19 protein-coding genes are annotated in these 22,284 nt (G+C 58.6%); 10 read left to right on the top strand and 9 right to left on the bottom strand.

Annotated elements, in window-relative coordinates:
- The first annotated feature begins 116 nt into the window (after positions 1 to 116).
- The 3 genes from parE (at position 117) to QRN55_RS21965 (ending at position 3,982) form a co-directional block, all read left to right on the top strand.
- Positions 117 to 2,183, top strand: coding sequence for a DNA topoisomerase IV subunit B (gene parE / locus QRN55_RS21975; protein ID WP_284778309.1), 2,067 nt, complete (start codon positions 117 to 119; stop codon positions 2,181 to 2,183).
- Between the two features lie 122 nt (positions 2,184 to 2,305).
- The gene (grxD, locus tag QRN55_RS21970) at positions 2,306 to 2,638 is read left to right on the top strand and encodes a Grx4 family monothiol glutaredoxin (RefSeq protein ID WP_045230640.1); all 333 of its coding nucleotides are present in this window, start codon (positions 2,306 to 2,308) and stop codon (positions 2,636 to 2,638) included.
- Between the two features lie 135 nt (positions 2,639 to 2,773).
- Positions 2,774 to 3,982, top strand: coding sequence for a multidrug effflux MFS transporter (locus QRN55_RS21965; protein WP_233123446.1), 1,209 nt, complete (start codon positions 2,774 to 2,776; stop codon positions 3,980 to 3,982).
- A 71-nt stretch (positions 3,983 to 4,053) separates the two neighbouring features.
- Here the strand turns inward: QRN55_RS21965 and QRN55_RS21960 are convergent, their stop codons facing one another.
- The 5 genes from QRN55_RS21960 to QRN55_RS21940 form a co-directional block, all read right to left on the bottom strand.
- Positions 4,054 to 4,878, bottom strand: coding sequence for an inositol monophosphatase family protein (locus tag QRN55_RS21960; protein WP_112501674.1), 825 nt, complete (start codon positions 4,876 to 4,878; stop codon positions 4,054 to 4,056).
- A gap of 24 nt (positions 4,879 to 4,902) precedes the next feature.
- Positions 4,903 to 5,730 carry an inositol monophosphatase family protein gene (locus QRN55_RS21955; RefSeq protein WP_284778308.1) on the bottom strand — a complete coding sequence of 276 codons (828 nt, stop codon included), beginning with the start codon at positions 5,728 to 5,730 and terminating at the stop codon, positions 4,903 to 4,905.
- A 48-nt stretch (positions 5,731 to 5,778) separates the two neighbouring features.
- Positions 5,779 to 6,657 carry a tRNA 2-thiocytidine(32) synthetase TtcA gene (gene ttcA / locus QRN55_RS21950; RefSeq protein ID WP_502871361.1) on the bottom strand — a complete coding sequence of 293 codons (879 nt, stop codon included), beginning with the start codon at positions 6,655 to 6,657 and terminating at the stop codon, positions 5,779 to 5,781.
- Between the two features lie 67 nt (positions 6,658 to 6,724).
- Positions 6,725 to 7,654 (bottom strand): glutaminase, encoded by a 930-nt coding sequence (locus tag QRN55_RS21945; protein WP_045230563.1) that lies wholly within the window; start codon positions 7,652 to 7,654, stop codon positions 6,725 to 6,727.
- Positions 7,655 to 7,848: 194 nt separating this feature from the next.
- Complete coding sequence (locus QRN55_RS21940; protein ID WP_502871360.1) at positions 7,849 to 9,753, bottom strand: L,D-transpeptidase family protein; 1,905 nt, start codon at positions 9,751 to 9,753, stop codon at positions 7,849 to 7,851.
- Positions 9,754 to 10,147: 394 nt separating this feature from the next.
- On the opposite strand from QRN55_RS21940, the gene fumC reads away from it, so the two are divergent.
- Positions 10,148 to 11,566: a class II fumarate hydratase gene (gene fumC, locus QRN55_RS21935; RefSeq protein WP_284778307.1), complete on the top strand. Its 1,419-nt coding sequence runs from the start codon at positions 10,148 to 10,150 to the stop codon at positions 11,564 to 11,566.
- Between the two features lie 311 nt (positions 11,567 to 11,877).
- Positions 11,878 to 12,942: a GGDEF domain-containing protein gene (locus QRN55_RS21930; protein ID WP_284778306.1), complete on the top strand. Its 1,065-nt coding sequence runs from the start codon at positions 11,878 to 11,880 to the stop codon at positions 12,940 to 12,942.
- Between the two features lie 28 nt (positions 12,943 to 12,970).
- On the opposite strand, the gene QRN55_RS21925 is transcribed toward QRN55_RS21930, so the two are convergent.
- The 3 genes from QRN55_RS21925 to QRN55_RS21915 are packed head-to-tail and all read right to left on the bottom strand — an operon-like array spanning position 12,971 to position 15,850.
- Positions 12,971 to 13,579, bottom strand: coding sequence for a pyridoxamine 5'-phosphate oxidase family protein (locus tag QRN55_RS21925; RefSeq protein ID WP_284778305.1), 609 nt, complete (start codon positions 13,577 to 13,579; stop codon positions 12,971 to 12,973).
- 45 nt (positions 13,580 to 13,624) lie between these two features.
- Positions 13,625 to 15,442, bottom strand: a complete 1,818-nt coding sequence (locus QRN55_RS21920) for a monovalent cation:proton antiporter-2 (CPA2) family protein (protein ID WP_284778304.1) — start codon at positions 15,440 to 15,442, stop codon at positions 13,625 to 13,627.
- A 39-nt stretch (positions 15,443 to 15,481) separates the two neighbouring features.
- Positions 15,482 to 15,850, bottom strand: coding sequence for a gamma-butyrobetaine hydroxylase family protein (locus QRN55_RS21915; RefSeq protein WP_284778303.1), 369 nt, complete (start codon positions 15,848 to 15,850; stop codon positions 15,482 to 15,484).
- A 162-nt stretch (positions 15,851 to 16,012) separates the two neighbouring features.
- On the opposite strand from QRN55_RS21915, the gene moaA reads away from it, so the two are divergent.
- The 5 genes from moaA (at position 16,013) to mobB (ending at position 20,403) form a co-directional block, all read left to right on the top strand.
- Entirely contained in the window at positions 16,013 to 17,020 is a 1,008-nt protein-coding gene (gene moaA, locus QRN55_RS21910; protein WP_233136598.1) for a GTP 3',8-cyclase MoaA, read from the top strand.
- A 134-nt stretch (positions 17,021 to 17,154) separates the two neighbouring features.
- Positions 17,155 to 18,057 (top strand): DMT family transporter, encoded by a 903-nt coding sequence (locus QRN55_RS21905; RefSeq protein ID WP_284778302.1) that lies wholly within the window; start codon positions 17,155 to 17,157, stop codon positions 18,055 to 18,057.
- On the top strand, positions 18,054 to 19,268 hold the full coding sequence (locus QRN55_RS21900) for a multidrug effflux MFS transporter (protein ID WP_284778301.1): 1,215 nt from the start codon (positions 18,054 to 18,056) through the stop codon (positions 19,266 to 19,268). The genes QRN55_RS21905 and QRN55_RS21900 overlap by 4 nt, the downstream gene beginning before the upstream one ends.
- Positions 19,268 to 19,894, top strand: a complete 627-nt coding sequence (gene mobA / locus QRN55_RS21895) for a molybdenum cofactor guanylyltransferase MobA (protein ID WP_284778299.1) — start codon at positions 19,268 to 19,270, stop codon at positions 19,892 to 19,894. The genes QRN55_RS21900 and mobA overlap by 1 nt, the downstream gene beginning before the upstream one ends.
- A complete protein-coding gene (mobB, locus tag QRN55_RS21890) occupies positions 19,891 to 20,403 on the top strand; it encodes a molybdopterin-guanine dinucleotide biosynthesis protein B (RefSeq protein WP_233136419.1) in 513 nt (170 codons plus the stop codon). Before mobA ends, mobB begins: the two co-directional genes overlap by 4 nt.
- A gap of 54 nt (positions 20,404 to 20,457) precedes the next feature.
- On the opposite strand, the gene QRN55_RS21885 is transcribed toward mobB, so the two are convergent.
- Positions 20,458 to 22,011 carry a peptidoglycan DD-metalloendopeptidase family protein gene (locus QRN55_RS21885; RefSeq protein WP_284778327.1) on the bottom strand — a complete coding sequence of 518 codons (1,554 nt, stop codon included), beginning with the start codon at positions 22,009 to 22,011 and terminating at the stop codon, positions 20,458 to 20,460.
- Positions 22,012 to 22,284: the final 273 nt, after the last annotated feature.

Below are 22,284 nucleotides of genomic sequence, written 5' to 3'. Positions count from 1 at the left end.
CAATCCTTGGACGACGCGAAAACCGATCATCCGTGCTTGAGTAGCAAATATGCGTTGCCAACAGTGGCAAATCATAAACCTGCTCGCATGGCCAAATTCTGATTGAACTGGGCACAATGGACGATAGCAACGATCTTTTTTCAAGCCAAACCGCACCCAAGCCACAGGAGCCAGAGTCTGCTGCGGCCAAACCTGCGCCCGTGGTGAAAGCCGCTGCCAGCGCGCCGAAGCCTGCGTCCGTGACCACGTCTTCCGAGCAGGAGTATGGCGCTTCGTCCATCCGCGTGCTGGAAGGGCTGGAGCCTGTGCGCATGCGCCCCGGCATGTATATCGGCGGCACGGATGAAAAGGCTCTGCACCATCTGTTTGCCGAAGTCATCGACAACTCCATGGACGAAGCCGTTGCGGGCCACGCCAATTTCATCGAAGTTCACCTGGATGCGGAAGGCTTTCTGACCGTTAGCGATAATGGTCGCGGCATTCCGGTGGAAAACCATCCGCAGGTGCCCGGCAAATCCACGCTCGAAGTCATCATGACCAAGCTGCATGCGGGCGGCAAGTTCGATGGCAAGGCCTATGAAACATCGGGCGGTTTGCACGGCGTCGGCGTTTCCGTGGTCAATGCGCTATCGGACCTGCTGGAAGTGGAAGTCGCGCGCAATCGCAAGCTCTACCGCCAGCGCTTTTCGCGCGGCGTGCCCATGGGCGGGCTTGAGGAGCTGGGCGATGTGCACAATCGTCGCGGCACACGCGTGCGTTTCCATCCCGATCCGCAAATCTTCGGTGACCACGCAAAGTTCGAACCGGCGCGCATCTTCCGCATGGCGCGCTCCAAAGCCTATCTCTTCGGCGGCGTCGAGATCCGCTGGAGCTGCGATCCCGGCATGGTGGCACCGGATGGTGACATTCCTGAAAAGGCTGTCTTCCACTTCCCTGGCGGCCTGAAGGACTATCTGGCGGCAACGCTTGGCAAGGAATTCACCGTTACGCGCGAAATCTTCTCCGGCAAGACAGAGAAGACCGGCGGTCACGGCGCCATGGAATGGGCTGTGACGTGGTATGGCGGCGATGCGCAACTGCATTCCTATTGCAACACCATTCCGACGCCGGAAGGCGGCACGCACGAGGCAGGGCTACGCATCGCGCTGACCAAGGGTCTCAAAAACTACGCCGAGTTGACGCAGAACAAGCGCGCCCGCGAAATCACCACCGATGACGTGATGATTTCGGCTGTCGGCATGCTCTCCGTCTTCATTCGCGAACCGGAATTCGTCGGCCAGACGAAGGACAAGCTGGCCACCGTCGAGGCACAGCGCATCGTTGAAAACGCGCTGCGCGATCCGTTCGACCATTATCTGGCCGGGAATCCGAACGAAGCAGCAAAATTGCTGGACTGGGTTATCGAGCGCTGCGAAGAACGCCTTCGCCGTCGCAAGGAAAAGGAAGTCAACCGCAAGACCGCCGTTCGCAAGCTGCGGCTTCCCGGCAAGCTGGCGGATTGTTCGCAGAACACGGCTGAGGGTGCCGAGCTGTTCATCGTTGAGGGTGATTCGGCTGGCGGTTCGGCCAAGCAGGCGCGCAACCGCGCCAATCAGGCAATTCTGCCGCTGCGAGGCAAGATCCTCAACGTCGGCAGCGCCAGCCGCGAAAAGCTCTCTGCCAACCAGCAGATCGCCGATCTCATTCAGGCGCTGGGCTGTGGGACACGCACCAAGTATCGCGATGAGGATTTGCGCTATGAGCGCATCGTCATCATGACCGATGCCGACGTCGATGGCGCACATATCGCCTCGCTGCTGATCACTTTCTTCTATCAGGAAATGCCGGAACTCATCCGCGGCAGCCACCTCTATCTGGCTGTGCCGCCGCTCTACGTCATCCGTCAGGGTGCGAAGACGGTCTACGCCCGCGACGACGCGCACCGTGCCGAATTGATGGAAACCGTCTTCAAAGGCAAGAAGGTCGAAATCGGCCGCTTCAAAGGCCTCGGCGAAATGATGCCCGCGCAGTTGAAAGAAACGACCATGGACCCCTCCAAGCGCACGTTGCTGCGCGTGGAAATCGATGACGTGGATTTCGAGGGCACCCGCGAAGCCGTTGACAACCTGATGGGCACGAAGCCGGAAGCACGCTTCCGGTTCATTCAGGATCGTTCCGCGTTTGCGGAGAATTTGGATATTTGACATAGCCGATATGCGCAACTGCATTCGATTTTTTGCCGTTCATGGCTGGAAATCATCCGCCACCATGTTATCTAAGAACAAACGAAGCAGCGGCCTTGAACCGCGTGTGAAAGGAAATGGCCATGAGCGGCATTCACGACATGATCGACGGCGAAGTGAAGGGTAACGATATCGTTCTCTTCCTCAAGGGCACACCGCAGTTTCCGCAGTGTGGTTTTTCCGGGCAGGTCGTACAGATTCTCGACTACCTGGGTGTGGAATATAAGGGCATCAACGTTCTTGCGGATGCCGATCTGCGTCAGGGTATCAAGGATTACTCCAACTGGCCGACCATTCCTCAGCTCTACATCAAGGGCGAGTTTCTCGGCGGCTGTGACATCGTGAGAGAGATGTTCCAGTCGGGTGAGCTTCAGGAACAACTTCAGGAACAGGGTATCAGCGTCCGCGCGGCGTGATTCCGGCCGGGTTTCCCCGGCCCCCCTACTTTTAAAAACTTGTCTAGGCGTTGCCCCAAGCAACGCCTTTGCCGTTCTTTTGGGACAAACTCTGTGACACATCCTTCACAATCGGAATCGACGCGCGCCGTCGCCATGGGGCGGACGGAATTCATCGCGCTGGCAGCGGCGCTGATGGCGCTGAATGCACTGGCTATCGACATCATGTTGCCGGGCCTGCAGGAAATCGGCGCCTCGCTGGGTGTCGATAATGAAAACCATCGCCAATATGTCATCTCGGCCTATCTGATCGGCTTTGGCATTTCGCAACTCTTCTATGGCCCGATTGCAGACCGCTTCGGGCGTCGTAAACCCATGCTGTTCGGTCTGGGCATCTACATCATCTCGTCCATTGCCGTTATTTTCGTGCCGTCCTTTGCGGGACTTCTCGTTTTGCGTTTCATTCAGGGCATCGGCTCTGCGGCCACGCGCGTCATCACCATATCCATCGTCCGCGATATCTACGGCGGCAGGCAGATGGCAGAAGTCATGTCGCTGATCATGATGGTGTTCATGGTCGTTCCCGTCATCGCGCCCGGGACGGGACAGATCGTGCTGTTCTTCGGCGACTGGCATCTGATTTTCGGCTTCATGGCCGGTATTGCTGCTATCGTCACTGTCTGGATGTATCTGCGTCTGCCGGAAACGCTGCATGCAGAAGACGTGCGGCCCCTAACCGTTTCATCCGTTCTGGCGGGCTTCAAGATCGTTCTGACCAACCGGGTCGCGCTTTGCTACACGATTGCAAGCACGATCATCTTCGGTGCGCTGTTCGGTTTCATCAATTCGGCAGAGCAGGTCTATAAGGGCATTTACGGGCTGGGCCCATGGTTTGCGGCGGCCTTTGCGGGCGTGGCGCTGTTCATGGCGCTGTCGTCGTTCCTCAACTCCCGTCTCGTTGGGCGCTTCGGCATGAGAAAGCTGTCGCATGGCTCGTTGATCGGCTTTATCTGCATCACCCTCGTCTGGCTTGTGCTGCAAATCGTCGGCCCGCAACCCATGCCATTCTTCCTGTTCATTCTGATGTTCGCACTGGCTATGTTCCAGTTCGGCCTCATCGGCTCGAACTTCAACTCGCTGGCCATGGAGCCGCTCGGCCACGTGGCGGGCACGGCGTCATCGGTCATCGGCTTCATGAGCACGATTGGCGGCTCGCTGATCGGCGCGGCCATCGGCCAGGCTTTCAACGGAACGGCCCTGCCCATGGTGGCAGGCTTCTTCGTGGTCTCGGTCCTCGGCCTCGTCTTCGTGCTGATCGGTGAAAAGGGCGTGCTGTTCCAGCCGCAGAACAAGCCGACACACTGATTTCGAACTATCGAAAACACAAAAGGCGCGGATGGTGACATCCGCGCCTTTTGTATTCATGAGGTGAGAAATCAGACCGTGAATATCTTTTCGCGCAGCAGGGTCCACGTTTCCTTGTCGGGCGCAAGCAGCAGGCCACCGCTGACATGGCTCGGCAGATAGGGCGAACCATCGAAGCGCGCCGCGTAAGCACCGGCTTCCTGCGAGATCAGCGTGCCTGCAAGGTGATCCCAAGGCATCAGCTTGTTGTACATGAGGAAGTGCATGTGCCCGCCCGCGAAGATGCGGTATTCGTGCGCGGCGCAGCGGTAGCTGGTGAACAGGCGCACATCGGCCAGATTGCTCAACAGCGTGCGGCGAACCTCGCCGTCGAAATAGCCTGTGTTGGCGATGCCGATCATCTGCGAAAGCTCAGGGGCCGGAACGACATTCATCTGCGACTGTGAACCGTCGGCGCTGCACATCCATGCGCCGGAGCCTTTTTCGGCGATGGTCCAGTCATTGCCGAGCGGATCGTAGATGATGCCCGCAACCGTCTCGCCCTTCGAGATGACGCTGAGCATAACGCCGAATAGCGGCAGTCCGGCTGCGAAGTTGAAGGTGCCGTCGATGGGGTCCACCACCACGGCCAGATCTGCATCGCCAAGCTTGGTCAGCAGTTCGGGATCACTGGCAACCGCTTCTTCGCCGATAAACAGGGCATCCGGCATGAATTCGGCAACGCGGGCACGGATCAGGCGCTCTGCCGCCTCATCCGCTTCCGTCACAAGGTCGATGGCTTCCGTTTTCACCCGCACATCGTCTTCGCCCAGATTGCGAAACCTTGGCATGATTTCCACGGCGGCTGCTTCCTGCAGCGCGTTGGCGAGAGATGCGATGTCGAGTTCAACGGTCATATCAATTCCTTTTTGCGTGTCTAATCAAAGGCCGACGATTTCGCGGCGAAGCATTTTCCAGCTTTCCTTGTCCGGTGCGGACAGAATACCGCCGGTCAGGTCACCGGGGCGGTAGGGTGTGCCGTCGAATTTTGCGGTGTGGCCGCCCGCTTCCTGATGCGCCAGCACGCCAGCCAGATGGTCCCACGGCATCAGCTTTTCATGGCCAATGAAATGCAGCTTGCCGGTGGTGACGAGCCAGTATTCATGGGCCGAACAGTTCAGCGAAAGGGCCATCTTCGCCTTCGTCATGTTGGCCGCGATAACAGGGCGGCGCTCTTCGAAGCTGTGGCCCCAGGAGAAGATGCCGACCATTTCGGACAGCGAAACACTCTGCGCGACCCGCAACTTGGCATCGCTGCCGTTCTTGCGTTTCAGCGTCGCCCCTGCCCCTTTGACGGCAACAATCGTGTCGCCCATGACGGGGTCATGAATGATGCCCGCGACCGTCTCGCCTTTGACAGTCACGGCAAGCAGCGTTCCGAAGGCGGGAAATCCTGAGGCGTAGTTGAATGTGCCATCGACGGGATCGATCACGAAAGCGAGGTCCGCACTGGTCAGCGCCGGAATGACGGAATGGTCAGCGTCATAGGTCTCTTCGCCAACGATATGGGCTTTGGGAAAACGTGAGAGCAAAGCGGCGGTGATGCGCTTTTCCGCCAGAACATCGGCCTCGGTCACGAGGTCGACAACCGAGGTCTTCTGGGAAATATCGGAGGCGCTGAGATTGCGAAAGCGGGGCATGATCTCGTTGACGCCAGCATCTGCAACGGTCGAAATCAGGAAATCTAGATCGGTATCTGAAAGTGTCATGAAGGTTCTTCTAAAAGATGGGAGAGAAAGCCTCCACGCTCTAAGCTCCTAGCATGACGGATCGGTGACAGTCAGGCCTGCGAAATCGAAGAGCTTGGTATCAAGAAGATGAGACGGGTTAACGTGCGCCATGGCGCGCAGCATCACATCCTTGCGGCCCGGCATTTTCCGCTCCATGTCCGCCAGCATATCCTTCATGGCATTGCGCTGAAGGCCGTCCTGCGAACCACAGAGATCGCAGGGAATGATCGGGAAATCCATCGCGGTCGAGAACTTCGACATGTCCTCTTCGGCACAATAGGCCAGGGGCCGCAGCACCATCAGGTCGCCTTCGTCATTCATCAGCTTGGCTGGCATCGCGGCAAGGCGTCCACCGTGGAAGAGGTTCATGAAGAAGGTTTCGAGAATGTCCTCGCGGTGGTGACCGAGCACCAGCGCATCGCAGCCTTCTTCACGGGCGATGCGGTAGAGATTGCCACGGCGCAGTCGCGAACAGAGCGAGCAATAGGTACCGCCAGCGGGCACCTTTTCCTTCACGATCGAATAGGTGTCGCGATATTCAATGCGGTGCGGCATGCCGATCCGGGTCAGATATTCCGGCAGAATGTGCTTGGGGAAATTCGGCTGGCCCTGATCGAGATTGCAGGCGATCAGGTCCACCGGCAGCAGGCCGCGCCACTTGAGGTCCATCAGCAGTGCCAGCAGGCCGTAACTGTCCTTGCCGCCGGACAGACCGACGAGCCAGCGCTTCTGTCCGTTCAGCATGCCGAAATCATCGAAGGCCTGACGCACATTGCGCAAAAGCCGCTTGCGCAGCTTGTTGAACGAGACCGAACCGGGCGCGTTGGCAAACAGTGGATGCGCGCCACCCTGCCCTTCGGGCTCCACGCCTTCGGGCATGTCATCGATATCTGCGGAAATGGTCATGGCAATCTCGTTTGTTCCCGACGCCACAGCGTCCGGTATCAGGGAATGCCCGCATATGCCGTCAAGATCAAGCCCCGAATACGGACCAGCCCATTTCATTGGCCAGCATTTCCAGCGCATCGGAGCCAAGCGCAGAGTTGCCGACCTCGTTCAAACCGGGAGACCAGACGGCGATGGAGGCCTTGCCTGGTGCCACCACCAGAATGCCGCCGCCCACGCCGCTCTTGCCCGGCAGACCGACGTGATAGGCGAAATCGCCAGAGCCGTCATAGTGTCCGCAGGTCAACATCAGCGCATTGATACGGCGCGCGCGTTTTTCCGAAACCACCGAATGGCCGGTAATCGGGTTGCGCCCGCGATTAGCCAGAAACAGCCCTGCCCGCGCCAGCTGCACGCAGTTCATGGAAATGGCGCACTGGTGAAAATAGACGCCCAGCGTATGGTCGACGGGGTGGTGCAGATTGCCGAAGCTGCTCATGAAATTGGCCAGCGCGAAATTTCTGTAGCCACTCGTTTGCTCGGACTTCGCCACGGAATTGTCGATGGAAATCGTATCGTCATCGGCGAGATAGCGGATGAAACGCAGCAGTTCACCGATCGCCTCTCGCGGCTGGTGACCAGCCAGAACCATGTCTGTAATAACGATGGCACCTGCGTTGACGAAGGGATTGCGCGGAATGCCCGCTTCGCGCTCCAACTGCACGATGGAATTGAAGGCCGAACCGGAGGGTTCTCGGCCCACTCGCCTCCAGACGCTCTCGCCGGTCTTGCCGAGTGCCAGCGTGAGCATGAAGACCTTGGAAATACTCTGGATGGAAAACGGCGTCCGCGCATCGCCTGCCACGAAGGTTTCGCCTTCAACGGTGGTGACGGCAATGCCGAATTGTTTCGGATCGACCTTGGCGAGCTGCGGAATATAGTCGGCAACCTTGCCCTCACCCAGACGCGGCTGCATTTTTTCGCAGATGGAATCGATGACCGCCTGAATGTCCTGCATGCCCTGCCCACTTAAAGAAAAAGCGCCATGACGACGATGGCGCACTTAACCTCAACTTTATCCTCGGGCTTTTCCCGAGGATTCAACTCACCCCAAAATCCAATGTGGTCAGATCCTCGGGACAAGCCCGAGGATGACGGAAGAGAGGTGTGCGGCCCTGTCGCGAGCATTCGCGACGAACAAACCAAACGCCGTTAGATCGAAGAAGCCCGCGCCTTCGTCGTCGTATCGAAGGCCTTCATGACGTAGCTGTCGCGGTCATAGACGTCGTCGAAATACTGCACCTTTCCGTCCTTGTCAGGCCATGCCGTGAAGTAGGCCACGTAGACAGGGATTTTCGTCGGCACAGTCACCGCACGGTTCTGGCCAGCGGCAATCTGCTTGTTGACGTTATCGAGCGTCGTGCCCAGCACTGCTGCTGCCATGCGGCGTGGGTCAACAAGACGGATGCAGCCATGGCTGAGCGCGCGCATATCGCGGCTGAAGAAGCTCTTGGATGGCGTATCATGCATGTAGATGGCATGCGCGTTCGGGAACAGGATCTTCAGATCGCCCAGCGCATTGTCGCTGCTTGGCGGCTGGCGCACGGACACGGCGTTGGTGGAGCCATACCAGTTGACGCTGGAAGACGACACGGCGCGTCCGTTGACGGAAACTTCGTAGCCCAGGCGATCCAGATAGGACGGATCGTTGCGCAGCTTCGGCAGCATCTCGTTGATGATGATCGACTGTGGCACGCCCCAGTAAGGGTTGAATTCCACGGTCTGGATTTCATCCTGGAAGAAGTAGGTCTGGTTCGTCTTGGAACCGATGACCACCTTCATGCCGAAATCTTCGACGCCTTCATTGTGGTAGTAGGCCATGAAAGCTGGCTGGTTGATGAAGACGAAGCGATCGCCCAGATCGGCTGGCAACCAGCGAACCTGCTCCATTGCAACTTCCAGCTTGGCAATCTTGGCTTCGTTGCTGTCACCGGTCATGGCGCGCACGGTTGCACGACCGATCACGCCATCAGCCTTGAGGCCGTTCTCGCTCTGGAATGCCTTAACGAGATCAACAAGATCGGGCGTGTATTCCGGTGTCTGCTGATAGCCTGCCAGCGTCGTCGCATGGCCGGTCTTCAACGACGCGGACGAGCGATGCTCGATAGCCTTGACGACGGTTGCCATGTCAGGGTTGTTTTCACCGGGCTTCAGAACGAGGTCTGCGGGCACGACGATCTTGTGGGAGCCGTCCTTGTCCGTGTCGCGCAGCTTTGCAAGCTCGGCCTTCAGGCCCTGATATTCAGGGTTGGAAGGCTCGCGGCTGCGCAGATAGGCGGCAACGTCGGGGCTGAGGCCGGCAAGCTTCAGCACCGGCGCGAGATTGACCGTCTTGCGTTTGAAGTCGTGATAACCCGACAGCTTGTTAGGATCGACGCGACCGCGCGTCGTGTCCTGCACGTAAGCGAGAACCTTGGCCGAAAGCGCCAGTTCGAACTGCATCATGGCAGGCGAAACGGTCTGCTCTTCGGTCAGGGCAACGTTCTGCACCGGCGCCTGCGGCTCGCTCGTGATGCTGGCCGTTACGTCCTGCGATGGCGCAGAGATGCTGTAATCGGCTGGGTTTAGGCCGCTGTCACCAACGGTTTCGAAGAAGGCGAGAACGGCGCTGGCGCGTGGGCTCAGATCACCATTTTCCACCCACAAAGGCTTGCCGCCTTCATTGTAATAGCCTTCCAGCGCCTTGGCGATTTCAGGCGTTGCAGAGAGCTTCACGCCTGCCAGTCCTGCGGCGAACTTGGACGTATCGACGGCACGGGTGCCATCGGCCTTGTAGGTGTAATAGCGAGGGCCGGAGACGCGCGGCAGCGGCTCTGGATCGACATCGCGGGTGGCTGGCATGGTGCGCTGCTGCGCCACGCCGGGCAGACCGCGGTCCTGACGCTCACGCTCGACCTTGCCCGGGCCGCCGCGCAAAAGGTCCATAAGCGTAACGGCTCCCGCCGTGCCCGGCATGCCTGCCGAAACAGAAAGACCGAGAGCCAGGATCAGCGCCGTCGATGTTTTTCCCGATGTGATCTTCAATTTAGTCCTCGCCGCGTCCGCGCCATCAATCATTGGGGCGCATGTAAAGAGTATGTGTCTGTCTAGCTGATTGGCCTTGTTTTGAAAAGAAACGCACGAACGCCAATCCAGTGCCAGACACGAGGTCCCATCACGATAAAATACCGCTTTGGCATGGGCCCCACGTTTGGGGAGAATAGTTAAATTTCTCTTTAATTTCTTGGCATTGCGCAAACAAGTTTTCGACAGTGTCTTTTAACATCTGTCAAAATATTGCGGTTGCGAAGCACGTGACCCAAAAGCCACGCCCGCCGACTTTCGAACCCTGCGGCAGAGCGTGCAAAACAGTTGCGAAATATGACACTACACCGCACGACAGGCTTTCCATGATTGCGCTATCGCTTTATATGTCTGCCCGCGCAGGCCCGGCGGAAAAGCCGTCCTGCCCATGGACCGCACAGGAGAGGCAGGACTGATGACATCCACACGCACCGAAACCGATACATTTGGCCCAATCGACGTTGCAAGCGACCGTTACTGGGGCGCACAGGCACAGCGTTCGCTCGGAAACTTCAAGATCGGCTGGGAAAAACAACCCGCTTCGGTCGTTCGTGCGCTGGGCATCGTCAAACAGGCAGCAGCACGCACCAACATGGCACTGGCCGGGCTCGATTCCCAGATCGGCGAGACCATCATCAAGGCCGCGCAGGAAGTGATCGATGGCAAACTGGATGAGCACTTCCCGCTCGTCGTCTGGCAGACCGGTTCCGGCACCCAGTCCAACATGAATGCCAACGAAGTCATCTCCAACCGCGCGATTGAAATGCTCGGTGGTGAAATGGGCTCCAAGAAGCCGGTTCACCCGAACGACCACGTCAATATGAGCCAGTCGTCCAACGACACCTACCCAACGGCCATGCACATTGCCTGCGCAGAGCAGATCGTTCACCACCTGCTGCCAGCCCTCAAGCACCTGCATGCAGCACTCGATGCCAAGGCCAAGGGCTTTGCCCACATCATAAAGATCGGCCGCACCCACACGCAGGATGCAACGCCGCTGACGCTGGGTCAGGAATTCTCCGGTTATGCCGCACAGGTCGCCTCCGCCATCAAGCGCATCGAACTGACGCTTCCAGGCCTTTGCGAACTGGCGCAGGGCGGCACCGCCGTCGGCACGGGTCTCAATGCGCCCATCGGTTTTGCCGAGCAGGTCGCCGACAAGATCGCCAAGATCACCGGCTTGCCCTTCGTGACCGCGCCGAACAAGTTCGAAGCACTCGCCGCCCATGACTCCATGGTCTTTGCCCATGGCGCCATCAATGCCGCAGCCGCCGCACTCTTCAAGATTGCCAACGACATCCGCTTCCTCGGCTCCGGCCCACGCGCCGGTCTCGGCGAACTGGCATTGCCGGAAAACGAACCCGGCTCGTCCATCATGCCGGGCAAGGTCAACCCAACACAGTCGGAAGCGCTGACACAGGTTTGCGCGCACATCTTCGGCAATCAGGCAGCGATTACGTTTGCGGGCTCTCAGGGCCACTTCGAACTCAACGTCTATAACCCGATGATGGCGTACAACTTCCTTCAGTCCGTCCAGCTTCTGGGCGATGCTGCCGTGTCCTTCACCGACAATTGCGTTGTCGGCATCGAAGCCCGTGAAGACAACATCCGCAAGGGTGTGGAAAACTCGCTGATGCTGGTCACCGCCCTCAACAGCAAGCTGGGCTACGACGCCTGCGCGAAGATTGCCAAGACCGCCCACAAAAACGGCACGACGCTGCGCGAGGAAGCCGTTGGTGGCGGTTACCTGACAAACGAGGAATTCGATCAGTATGTTCGCCCCGAGAACATGATCGGCCCCAAGTAATATAGAAACATCGAGGGCGGTCCAGACGGGCCGCCCTCTCTTTTTTACGCGACTGGAAATCGTTTTTTCGATTTTAAATTTTACAATCCTATAAGAAATTACCACTATAATTTGACCCACAAAATGCTATGGGAAATGACCATTTCTGTTTTAGGCGATTCTAATTATAAAAAATAACGTCTGGAATAGATTGGGTTTTCTGGGACATCTGCTTGCGCGTTCTCATATCGATGCTGCCATCCATGATTTCCGAAATAAGTTTAGACGTACCATAGTGTAAAGATACGAACGTCATTTCCGGGAGTGACTTAATGACGACGCCCTCAGCGCCCAAGGGACCAGATATCGCCGCGCAGATTCTGTTTGCCATGCGAAACATGGGCGTGGTTCCGATTCCGCGAAACTATAACCTGTTCTACGAAGCCTATATCGGCTCCAACCCGGCCTTGACGCGGGAACTGGCGGCGCTGGGCAGCAGAGCCACGCAGGAAGAGCTGGATGAATTGGGCTCACGCTACTTCGATCACACGCATGGCCAACTGCTGGAGGCCGCCCGCGACAAGCTGAATTCCGAATTGAGCGGTTTGCTGGTCGTTCTCCAGCACGAACAGACATGCCTGGAAAACTACAATCGCATTCTGGACGAGACCCGCGCGGGGATTGCGGATAAAAACCATTCCAGCGCGCATCTTTTGCGCACCGCCATTTCCATGCTGGCGGAAGCGACCGGCAACAAGATAGCCGAAAACGAGACGACATCGAAAAACGTCGATCGTCACGCCGAGGAGATGCAGCAGGTCCGTCTCGAGCTGGACGAATACAAGCGCATCGCCAATACGGATTCGCTGACGCGCCTTTCCAACCGCCGCGCCTTCGACGACAAGCTGGCCTCCATGTACGACAACACCATGGCACTTCAGTTTTCATCGCTGGTGCTGCTGGATGTCGATAATTTCAAGCGCGTCAATGATACGTTCGGCCATCCGGTCGGCGACAAAATTCTTGCAAGCGTCGCCTCTGTCATCCGCGCCAATGTGCGCAAGGACGGATTTGTAGCGCGTAGCGGCGGCGAAGAATTCGCCATCATTCTCGAAGGCAGCAGCCAGGACGAAATCCAGGTGCTGTGCGAGCGCATTCGCATGTCACTGGAAAAGACGCCCTTCCGCCATTCCAAGTCCGGTATCGACTATGGCCAGGTAACGATTTCCATCGGTTACGCCATGGCATCACAGGCACAGAACCCCGGCGAGCTTTACGCCCGCGCCGACATCGCGCTCTACCACGCCAAGGAAAACGGTCGGAACCGCACGGTGTTTTTCGAAGACGGCATGCAGAAGAATTATTCGGGCAAGAGCTGGCTCATCTATAAGCATTGAGCCGGTTTCACCCGGCTCCCACTCTTCTTCACCATATGGTCTTGGCGACGCGCTCTGGCAGCGCACGGTCATAGGCATCCTTGTCGAAATCCGCTTTTGCGGCCTTCAGTAGAGAACCGGCAGTCGGCAAAGACGCGGGATCGACGAAGTTTTCAACGTTCCACAGTTCGGAGCGGATGATGGCGCGGGCGCACTGGAAATAGACCTCATCGATGGTCACGACAGTCACCGTGCGTGGGTTCTTGCCATCCATTTCAAAGCTCGCCAGAAGGGCTGGATCGACTGACACCACAGCTTTGCCGTTGATGCGCATCGTGGTGGTCGAGCCCGGCACCAGAAACATCAGCGCCACACGCGGATCGCGCACGATGTTGAGCAGCGAGTCGACGCGGTTGTTGCCCCGCCAGTCGGGCAGCAGCAGCGTCTTGGTGTCCTGAACTCTAACGACACCACCCTTGTCACCGCGCGGTGAACAATCCATGCCATCGGGCCCGACGGTGGCCAGCGCCAGAAAGGGCGCGGCTTCGATCATCAGGCGATATTCCGGTGTGAGCTCCCTGGTGACCTTGATGATCGACCCCTCCGAAGGCTCGCCGTAAATTGCTTTCAATTCTTCAACGCTAGCAATGATGCTCATTATGATGTCCTCCTGAAAACCGTCATGGATAGATTTGGTGACGCCTTAACCGCGCTGTTCCGCCTCCTCGCGGGCTTCGCGTTCCGCGCGCTCGCGTGCGGTGCGGGCAGCAACGAGATCCGCAGGCTGCAAATTGCCGCGCATAAGGGAGCGACCGGCATAGATGCCGCCCACGACTTCGAGGGCGAAGCGCTCCTTGTCGACATCGCGGAACTCTTCGACCAGCCGCTCTGCCAGCTCCGTGTCTTCACCCACTGATGTCAGCACCTTCTCACTAAAGTCCAGCGCCGATTCGTAGGTTTCGCGGATCTGGTAATCGACACCCGCCTTCAACAGGTCGAGCGCATGTCCGCGATCGAAGGCGCGGGCCAGTACCGGCACAAGCGGGAATTCGTGTTTGACGATTTCGGCAATGCGCACTGCCGCGTCCTTATCATCAACGCAGATCAGCACGGCACGGGCCGACCCTGCCCCCGCCGCATGCAAAATTTCCGAGCGTGAGCCATCGCCGTAATAGACCTTGAAGCCGAAGCTTGCCGCATCGCGTACGAAGTCGGCGTCCTTGTCGACCAGCGACAGCGTATAGCCGCGCGCCAGAAGTGGCTGGCTGACGATCTGGCCGAAGCGACCGAAACCGATCATCAGAATGCTGCCATCCACATTTTCGGGCAAATCGAGATCGTCGGTATCGGGTAACTTCGCGGGCATGATGCGGTCATGGGCGATCACCATCAGCGGTGTCAGGATCATGGAGATGATGATGGTCGCCGTCAGTACGGCGTTGGCCTCGGCATCCAGGATGCCGACAGCGGCGGCAGCAGAATAGAGCACGAACGCGAATTCACCGCCCTGCGCCATCAACACCGCACGCTCGATGCTTTCGCGCTGGCAGGTGCCCAGCACCCGCGCCACGCAGTAGATCAACAGCGCCTTGACGAACATGTAGGCAACGACGCTCATCATCACCAGTTGCCAGTTGGCTGCAATGACCGTGAGGTCGATTGCCATGCCCACACCAAGGAAGAAGAGGCCGAGCAGAATACCTCTGAAAGGTTCGATATCCGCTTCCAGCTGGTGGCGGAAAGACGATTCCGACAGAAGAACGCCCGCCAGAAACGCGCCCATCGCCATGGAAAGACCGCTGACCTGCATCAACAGCGCCGATCCGAGCACGACGAGAAGAGCCGCAGCCGTCATCACCTCACGCGCGCCGGATGATGCCAGCAGCCGGAAGAACGGGTTGAGCAGATACCGGCCCGCTACGACAAGCGCCACAATGGCAGCCAGCGCGATGCCGATGGAGGTCATCCGCTCGACCAACGTTACGGTCTCGCCGCCTGCCCCCAGAAATGCGACCAGCACCAGAAGCGGCACAATGGCCAGATCTTCAAACAGCAGAATGGCAATGATGCGCTGGCCTTTCAGCGTCGACATGCTGCTGCGCTCCTGCAGCATCTGCATGACAATGGCGGTCGATGTCAGAACAAAGCCGGTGCCCGCAACGAATGAGGGGATAAGAGAAAATCCAAGCGCAAGGCCGATCAGCGTCAGGCCCGCCATACAGGTCAGAACCTGAAGTGCGCCAAGCCCGAATATGTCCTTGCGCATGGACCACAGCCGCGACGGCTGCATTTCCAGCCCGATGATGAAGAGGAACATCACCACGCCCAGTTCGGCAATGTGAATGATGGCCTGCGGGTCGGAAAACGCACCGAAGCCGAACGGCCCGATGACGAGGCCCGCTGCCAGATAGCCGAGAACCGAGCCCAGCCCTATCCGTTTAAACAGCGGTGCCGCGACGACTCCCGCCGCCAGGAGGACGACGACTTGCGCCAGATCATTTGCGTTTCCCTCGACGGCCAAGTGTCACCCCTGTCACTGTATGAAATCCCCGGGTTCCTGCTACCGGATTTTCGGCTCTCTGCTCAAGCCTTTTTCCTTCAGTTCCTGCTCATAAGCATTGAACAGTGTGTCTCCGGTCTCGCCAAGCTCGAACAGATACCGCCATGTGAAGATGCCACTGTCGTGACCATCGTCGAAGGCGATTCGCACGGCGTAATTTCCCGTTGCCACGACGGAGCGGATGGTGACGTTCTTCTTGCCCGGAACGGTGACTTTCTGGCCCGGCCCATGCCCCTGCACTTCTGCGGAAGGAGACAGAACACGCAGCATTTCGGCGGGCAGCTTGAAGGCTGCGCCATTGTCGAATGTCACGTTCAACTGCGCCCGGTCGGATGAAACCCGCAATTCGGTCGGCCAGGGATCACTCATGTTTAATTTCCATTGCCAGATGATATACCGCACAGTTATGACCTTGCCGGTGTTGCGGCAAGCCACTACATGTAGCATGAAATGGCGTATGTCAGCGCAGATCGCAAAGGAAAATGAAGGTTGAACAGCTTTCTCGGAACGCTCCCGGAAGCGAAGTCTCTGATGGAAAGCAAAGCGCCGATGATCGATCCTTTCGGTCGCGCCGTGACCTATCTGCGTGTCTCCGTGACCGACCGTTGCGACTTCCGCTGCACCTACTGCATGTCCGAGCATATGACGTTTCTGCCGAAGAAGGACCTTCTGACGCTGGAGGAACTCAACCGGCTCTGTTCCGCCTTCATCGCCAAGGGTGTGCGCAAGATACGGCTAACCGGCGGTGAGCCGCTGGTGCGCAAGAATATCATGCAGCTGGTTCGTGACCTCGGCCAGCACGTTGGCAACGGCACATTGGACGAACTGACGCTGACCACCAACGGGTCACAGCTTGGAACTCATGCAGCGGAACTGTACGATTGCGGCGTGCGCCGGATCAACGTTTCACTCGACACGCTCGACCCCGAAAAGTTTCGCACGATTACCCGTTGGGGCGACTTCTCCAAGGTCATGGCCGGCATCGATGCAGCGCTGGCCGCAGGCTTGAAAATCAAGCTGAATGCCGTGGCATTGAAGGATTTTAACGAGCATGAAATCCCTGATCTCATGCGCTTCGCCCATGAACGCGGCATGGACCTGACCGTCATCGAGACGATGCCAATGGGTGAGATCGAGGAAGATCGCACCGATCGCTACCTGCCGCTGTCGCAGGTTCGCGCTTCGCTCGAAGAACAGTTCACGCTGAGCGAGATTGGCTACCAGACCGGTGGACCCGCCCGCTACGTCTCGGTGAAGGAAACCGGCGGCAGACTGGGCTTCATCACGCCTATGACCCATAATTTCTGCGAAAGCTGCAACCGTGTCCGCCTGACCTGCACCGGTACGCTCTACATGTGCCTCGGCCAAGACGACGCCGCCGACCTGCGCACGGCGTTGCGTGCATCCGATGACAACGCGCTTTTGTCCCAGGCCATCGACGATGCCATTCTGCGCAAGCCGAAGGGTCATGACTTCATCATCGACCGCACCCACAAGCGTCCAGCCGTTGCCCGCCATATGAGCGTGACCGGCGGCTGATGCCGCTTTATTCGCCATCCAACATATTATTCGATTGAAATCCCAATAGCCGCGTGTCACCCATTCACTGTAAGAGGAGTGGGCGGAGTCGTACGACGTGCATCGACGCCGTTTCGTATCTGGGATTTGGAATAATGGCATTGACCGATAATACGCGCGGCGCGTTGCTAATGGCGCTCGCGATGGCTTGTTTTACGGTCAATGACGCCTTCACGAAATCCGTCACCCCTTACATCAATGTCGGCCAGATCCTCTTCGTCCGTGGTCTCCTGACATGCATCATCGTCTACATCGTTGCCCGCCGCATGGGTGCGTTGCGACCGCTGAAAATGATCTTGCGCCCGATCATTCTCTTGCGCTGTCTGTGCGAGGTATCGGCCTCGATCCTCTATCTCAGCGCTCTTGCCGCCATGGGCTTCGCCAATGTCGCTGCCATCATGCAGTCGCTGCCGCTCGCCGTTACGCTGGGTGCCGCCATCTTCCTGCGCGAGCCTGTCGGCTGGCGTCGCTGGACCGCCATTCTCGTCGGCTTTCTCGGCGTGCTCATCATTTTGAGACCCGGACCTGAAGGTTTCACCACGGCGGCCCTGCTGGTCGTCGCTGCCGTTTTCGTCACCGCCGGACGCGACCTGCTGACGCGGCGCATGTACAGCGATATCCCGTCGATGACGGTCACGATGACGACGGCCTTCGTCAACACGTTGGTCGGGGCCGCACTGGTGGTGCCGTTCGGCGGCTGGCAACCGATGGATAGCTTCGTGTGGTCGCATCTCTTCGCATCCGCCGTCCTCGTCGTCATCGGCTATCAGGCTGTCATCCTCTCCATGCGAAGCGGTGAAATCGCTTTCGTTGCACCCTTCCGCTATACCAGCATGATCTGGGCCTTCTCCATCGGCTTCTTCGTCTTCGGAGAAGAGCTGAACTCGTTCATCGTGCTCGGCACGGCCATCATCGTCGCCTCGGGCCTCTATACATTTTACCGGGAAAGCCGTCGTCGCCAGCCGCCGATTGCGAAAACCACCACGAGAATTCAATGAACGCCGTCGTCTTCCTGAACCGGTCCACACCACCGCATATCGCCACGCTGGTTCTCGTTGCTGGCATCGCCGCGCTCAGCATGAACATTTTCCTGCCGTCGCTTGCGGCAATGGCGCTGTATTTCGAGACGGATTATGCCGTCATGCAGTTTGCCGTTTCCGGTTATCTGGCAACAACGGCCCTGCTGCAACTCGTCATCGGCCCGCTGTCGGACCTGTTCGGGCGTCGCCCGGTGCTGCTGGCGGGAATTGCGATTATGGTGGTCGCCACCATCATCTGCGCGCTGGCCCCCAATATCACCGTCTTCATGATCGGGCGCATGATGCAGGCGGTCATCGCCTCTGGATTCGTGCTGGCCCGCGCCATTGTCCGTGACATGGTGCCCGCCAATCAGGCCGCCTCGATGATCGGTTATGTCACCATGGGCATGTCCGCCGTACCCATGGTTGGTCCCACGATTGGTGGCTTTCTCAACGATATTTCCTCATGGCATGCCAGCTTTGCGCTGCTCGCCTGCTGTGGCATCGCCGCCTTTGCACTTGCCTTTTTCGATCTCGGCGAGACGAACCACCAGAAGTCGGCGAGCTTTTCCGCCCAGTTCCACGCATGGCCGCGATTGCTGCGCTCCAGACGTTTCTGGGGCTATGCGCTGACCTCGACATTTTCATCGGGCCTGTTCTTCTCGTTTCTGGGCGGCGCGCCTTTCGTCGGCAATATTCTCTACGGCCTGACACCCGCCATGCTGGGTGTGCAATTCTTCTTCATGGCCAGTGGCTACATGCTCGGCAATTTCATCTCGGGACGTTACGCCAGCCGCGTCGGCATCACGAAAATGATGCTGGCTGGCAATGCCATCGCCACGACAGGCATTCTAGCAGCGCTTGCCCTGCCCTATCTCAATCTCGACACGCACTACGAATTCTTCCTGCCGCTGGCCCTGATCGGGATTGGCAACGGCGTGACCTTGCCCAGTGCCAATGCGGGCATGGTCAATGTCCAGCCGCACCTTGCAGGTTCCGCCTCTGGCCTTGGTGGCGCACTGACCATTGGCGGCGGTGCAGGACTGGCCGTTCTGGCATCCTCTCTGCTATCGAAGGAATCTGGCACCGCGCCGCTGTTGCTGGTCATGCTTGCGAATGCGCTGCTGGCACTGGCCGCGAGTGCCTATACCGGTGTGCAGGAACGCCGTCACAGCCAAGGTTCCGTATAATGACAGACGACAACATACCCGGCCTCATTCTCGCGGGTGGACTTTCCAGACGTATGGGCACCAACAAGGCGTTGAGCCCACTCGGCGGCAAGCCCTTGCTTGCACATGTCATCGACCATGTCGCGCCACAGGTTTCCAGTCTCGTGCTCAATGCATCGCAAAGCTGGGCGGAGGCGTTCGATCTACCGCTTGTGCCAGATACTAGGGAAGGACACGCCGGGCCGCTGGCAGGCATTCTCGCGGGCATGCGGCACTTCGCCAGTACAGCGCCTGACATCACGCATTTCCTGACGGTACCCGCCGACAGCCCTTTCTTCCCTACTGATCTTGCGCAACGACTGGCCGCATATGTGACGGGCGAAAGCGCCATCGTCATCGCGGCATCTTCCGGTCACGTCCACCCGGTCTTCGGGCTATGGCCGATTGCGATTGCGGATGATCTGGAGCAATGGCTGGCGGATGACAACAATCGCCGTATCAGAAGCTTCCTCGCGCGGCATCAGACGCTTGGCGTCACCTTCCCTCCGGTGGAAAGCGCAACATCCTCCATAGATCCCTTCTATAATATCAACACGCCGGATGAGCTTGCCACGGCGAAGGCATTTCTGAAGAGCATTGATACATGACCCAAAAAGTATTCGGGATATCCGGCTGGAAGAACTCCGGCAAAACTGGCCTCGCCGTCCGCATCGTCACCGAGCTTACGGCGCGTGGATACCGCGTTTCCACCATCAAACATGCCCATCACGACTTCGATATCGACAAGGTCGGTGCCGATAGCTGGCGCCACCGGCAGGCAGGTGCGCATGAGGTGACCATCGTTTCCGGCACCCGCTTTGCGATCATGCACGAGCTGCGCGGCGGCCCGGAGCCATCCTTCGAAGACATCCTCGCGCGCATCGCTCCGTGCGATCTGGTGCTGATCGAGGGCTATAAGTACGAGCCGGTGCCGAAGATCGAGGCCCGTAGGCGGAACGCCGCCAAGACCGAGCCGCTTGCGCCGCATGACCCGCACATCGTTGCCATCGCTGCCGACCACGCTGTCACCGACACCGCGCTGCCGGTGTTCGATCTTGATGATACGGCAAGCGTTGCCGATTTCATCGAAAGAACGGTTGGGCTCACCAGACCCTAAAACGAGAAAAAGCCGGGCGTTGACCCGGCTTTTTCCATCCTTGAAACGCAATACCTATTCAAGGAAAGAGGATGGGTTCACCGGCGTTGCGTCCTTGCGGACTTCGAAGTGAACCTGTGGACGCTTGGCGCTGCCCGTCATGCCGGAAGACGCGATCGTCTGGCCGCGCTGCACCTTCTGGCCGCGCTGCACGTCGAGGCTTGCGGCGTTGCCGTAAACCGTGACCCGACCGTCGTCGTGACGGATGAGAACCGTGTTGCCGAGCTGCTTCAGACCATTGCCCGAATAGATGACAACGCCGTTTTCGGCTGCCTTGATAGGCGTACCCTCGGGAACCGAGATGTTGATACCGTCATTGCGGCTGCCTTCGACGTTTTCACCGAAGCCCGATGTCACGGCGCCACGAACCGGCCAGCGATATTTGCCGATGCCGGTGGATTCAGGCGCGAGCGACGCCATGTCGGACTTCTTCTCGACATCGCTGACGCTGGCTTCAGCGGCAGGTGCCTTTGGCACTTCGGCCTTGGCGACCGCTGGTGCTTCAGCAGGCTTTGCTGCCGTTGGCTGAGCCGCTGGCTGGTGCTGAACGGATGCCGTCTTGATGCCATCTGTTCCAGCACCCGGAATTTTCAGGGTCTGGCCGATGCGGATGCCGCCATCGGAAATGCCGTTTGCTGCCTTCAACTCTGCAACGGAGACGCCGTTTGCACGGGCAATCTTTGCAAGGCTGTCGCCGTTCTGCACCTTGTAACCACCTGTGGGCGGAAGCGGCTTGCCGCCGGGAGGTGTCAGCTTGCCGCCTTCAGCCGAAGCCTTGTCACGGGCAGCATTCTGGGACGGCAGGACGGCGACGTTCTGCTCCGGACCGCGCAATGGCGTCGGGCCGTTATTGTTCTTGCTCAGGTCGATATTGCCCGAGGCGGCGCGTGCCGCATTGCGGGACTGGCCGAACTTCGGAATGACGATCGACTGACCGGGCCTTGCCGCAGAGCCGCTGGACAGGCCGTTGGCCTGCAACAGCGCCTTCTCAGGCACGCCGTAGCGCTTGGAAAGGGTGGCAATCGTCTCGCCGGACTTCAACGTCACCGACGATGCGCCATCCGTGTGCCAACCATTACCCTCGGCCTTGATCGAGCCGGTGGACAGGTTGTCACCAGAAGGTGCCGGACGTGCCGACGCCATTGACGGTGCTGAATTTGCGGTGGCCGACGGGAATGGCTGCGACACAGCCTCACGGCGCGTTGCAGGTTCGCGGCTTGCCGTCTGCGTGGGAGCCGAAAGCTCCGAACGCTGGACTGTTGCCGAAGAGGACGCTGCGCGTGCCGAAGATGGCTGCACCGAACCGTAACCGCCATTGTTTGCCGGGTAAGGCTGGTTCATGGCCGTATTCTGGTTCGCATAGCCACCCTGCGGCGCTGCCGATCCATACTGACCGCTATTCACATCGCCTTGCGGCACGGGAGCCTGCCCGTAAGCGCCCCCTGCATTGCGGGCGGGAATGGATGCCGTCGTCATTTGGTCCGGTCCACTGGAGAAGAGGCCGCCAAATCGCGTGGCGTCCGAGCTACAACCCGTTGCGACGCTTGCCAGCAATGCCGCTGCGAACATCTTTGCGATTGATTTTCCGATTTTAGGCGAATTACTCATACGCATGACTCGATCTACACTGACGCCAACCGCCGCATCGAACCCCGATCCGGCTGGAACAACACTCTGCAAGGCCCCTCTCCCGAGATGGGAAAACCATGCGTTGATGGAGATCATTAAAGCGCGTTAGTGTTACCACGCCGTTAAAACGTTAAGCCGTTCGGAATTTTTTTGACTCTTCGATAACCATGACGCGGCCCGAAATGAGCCAGAAACAAGCGCGTGGGATGAGAA

The sequence above is a fragment of the Agrobacterium sp. lyk4-40-TYG-31 genome, assembly GCF_030209855.1.
Classification (GTDB): Bacteria; Pseudomonadota; Alphaproteobacteria; order Rhizobiales; family Rhizobiaceae; genus Agrobacterium; species Agrobacterium vaccinii.
This window is presented reverse-complemented; position numbering and strand designations above follow the sequence as displayed.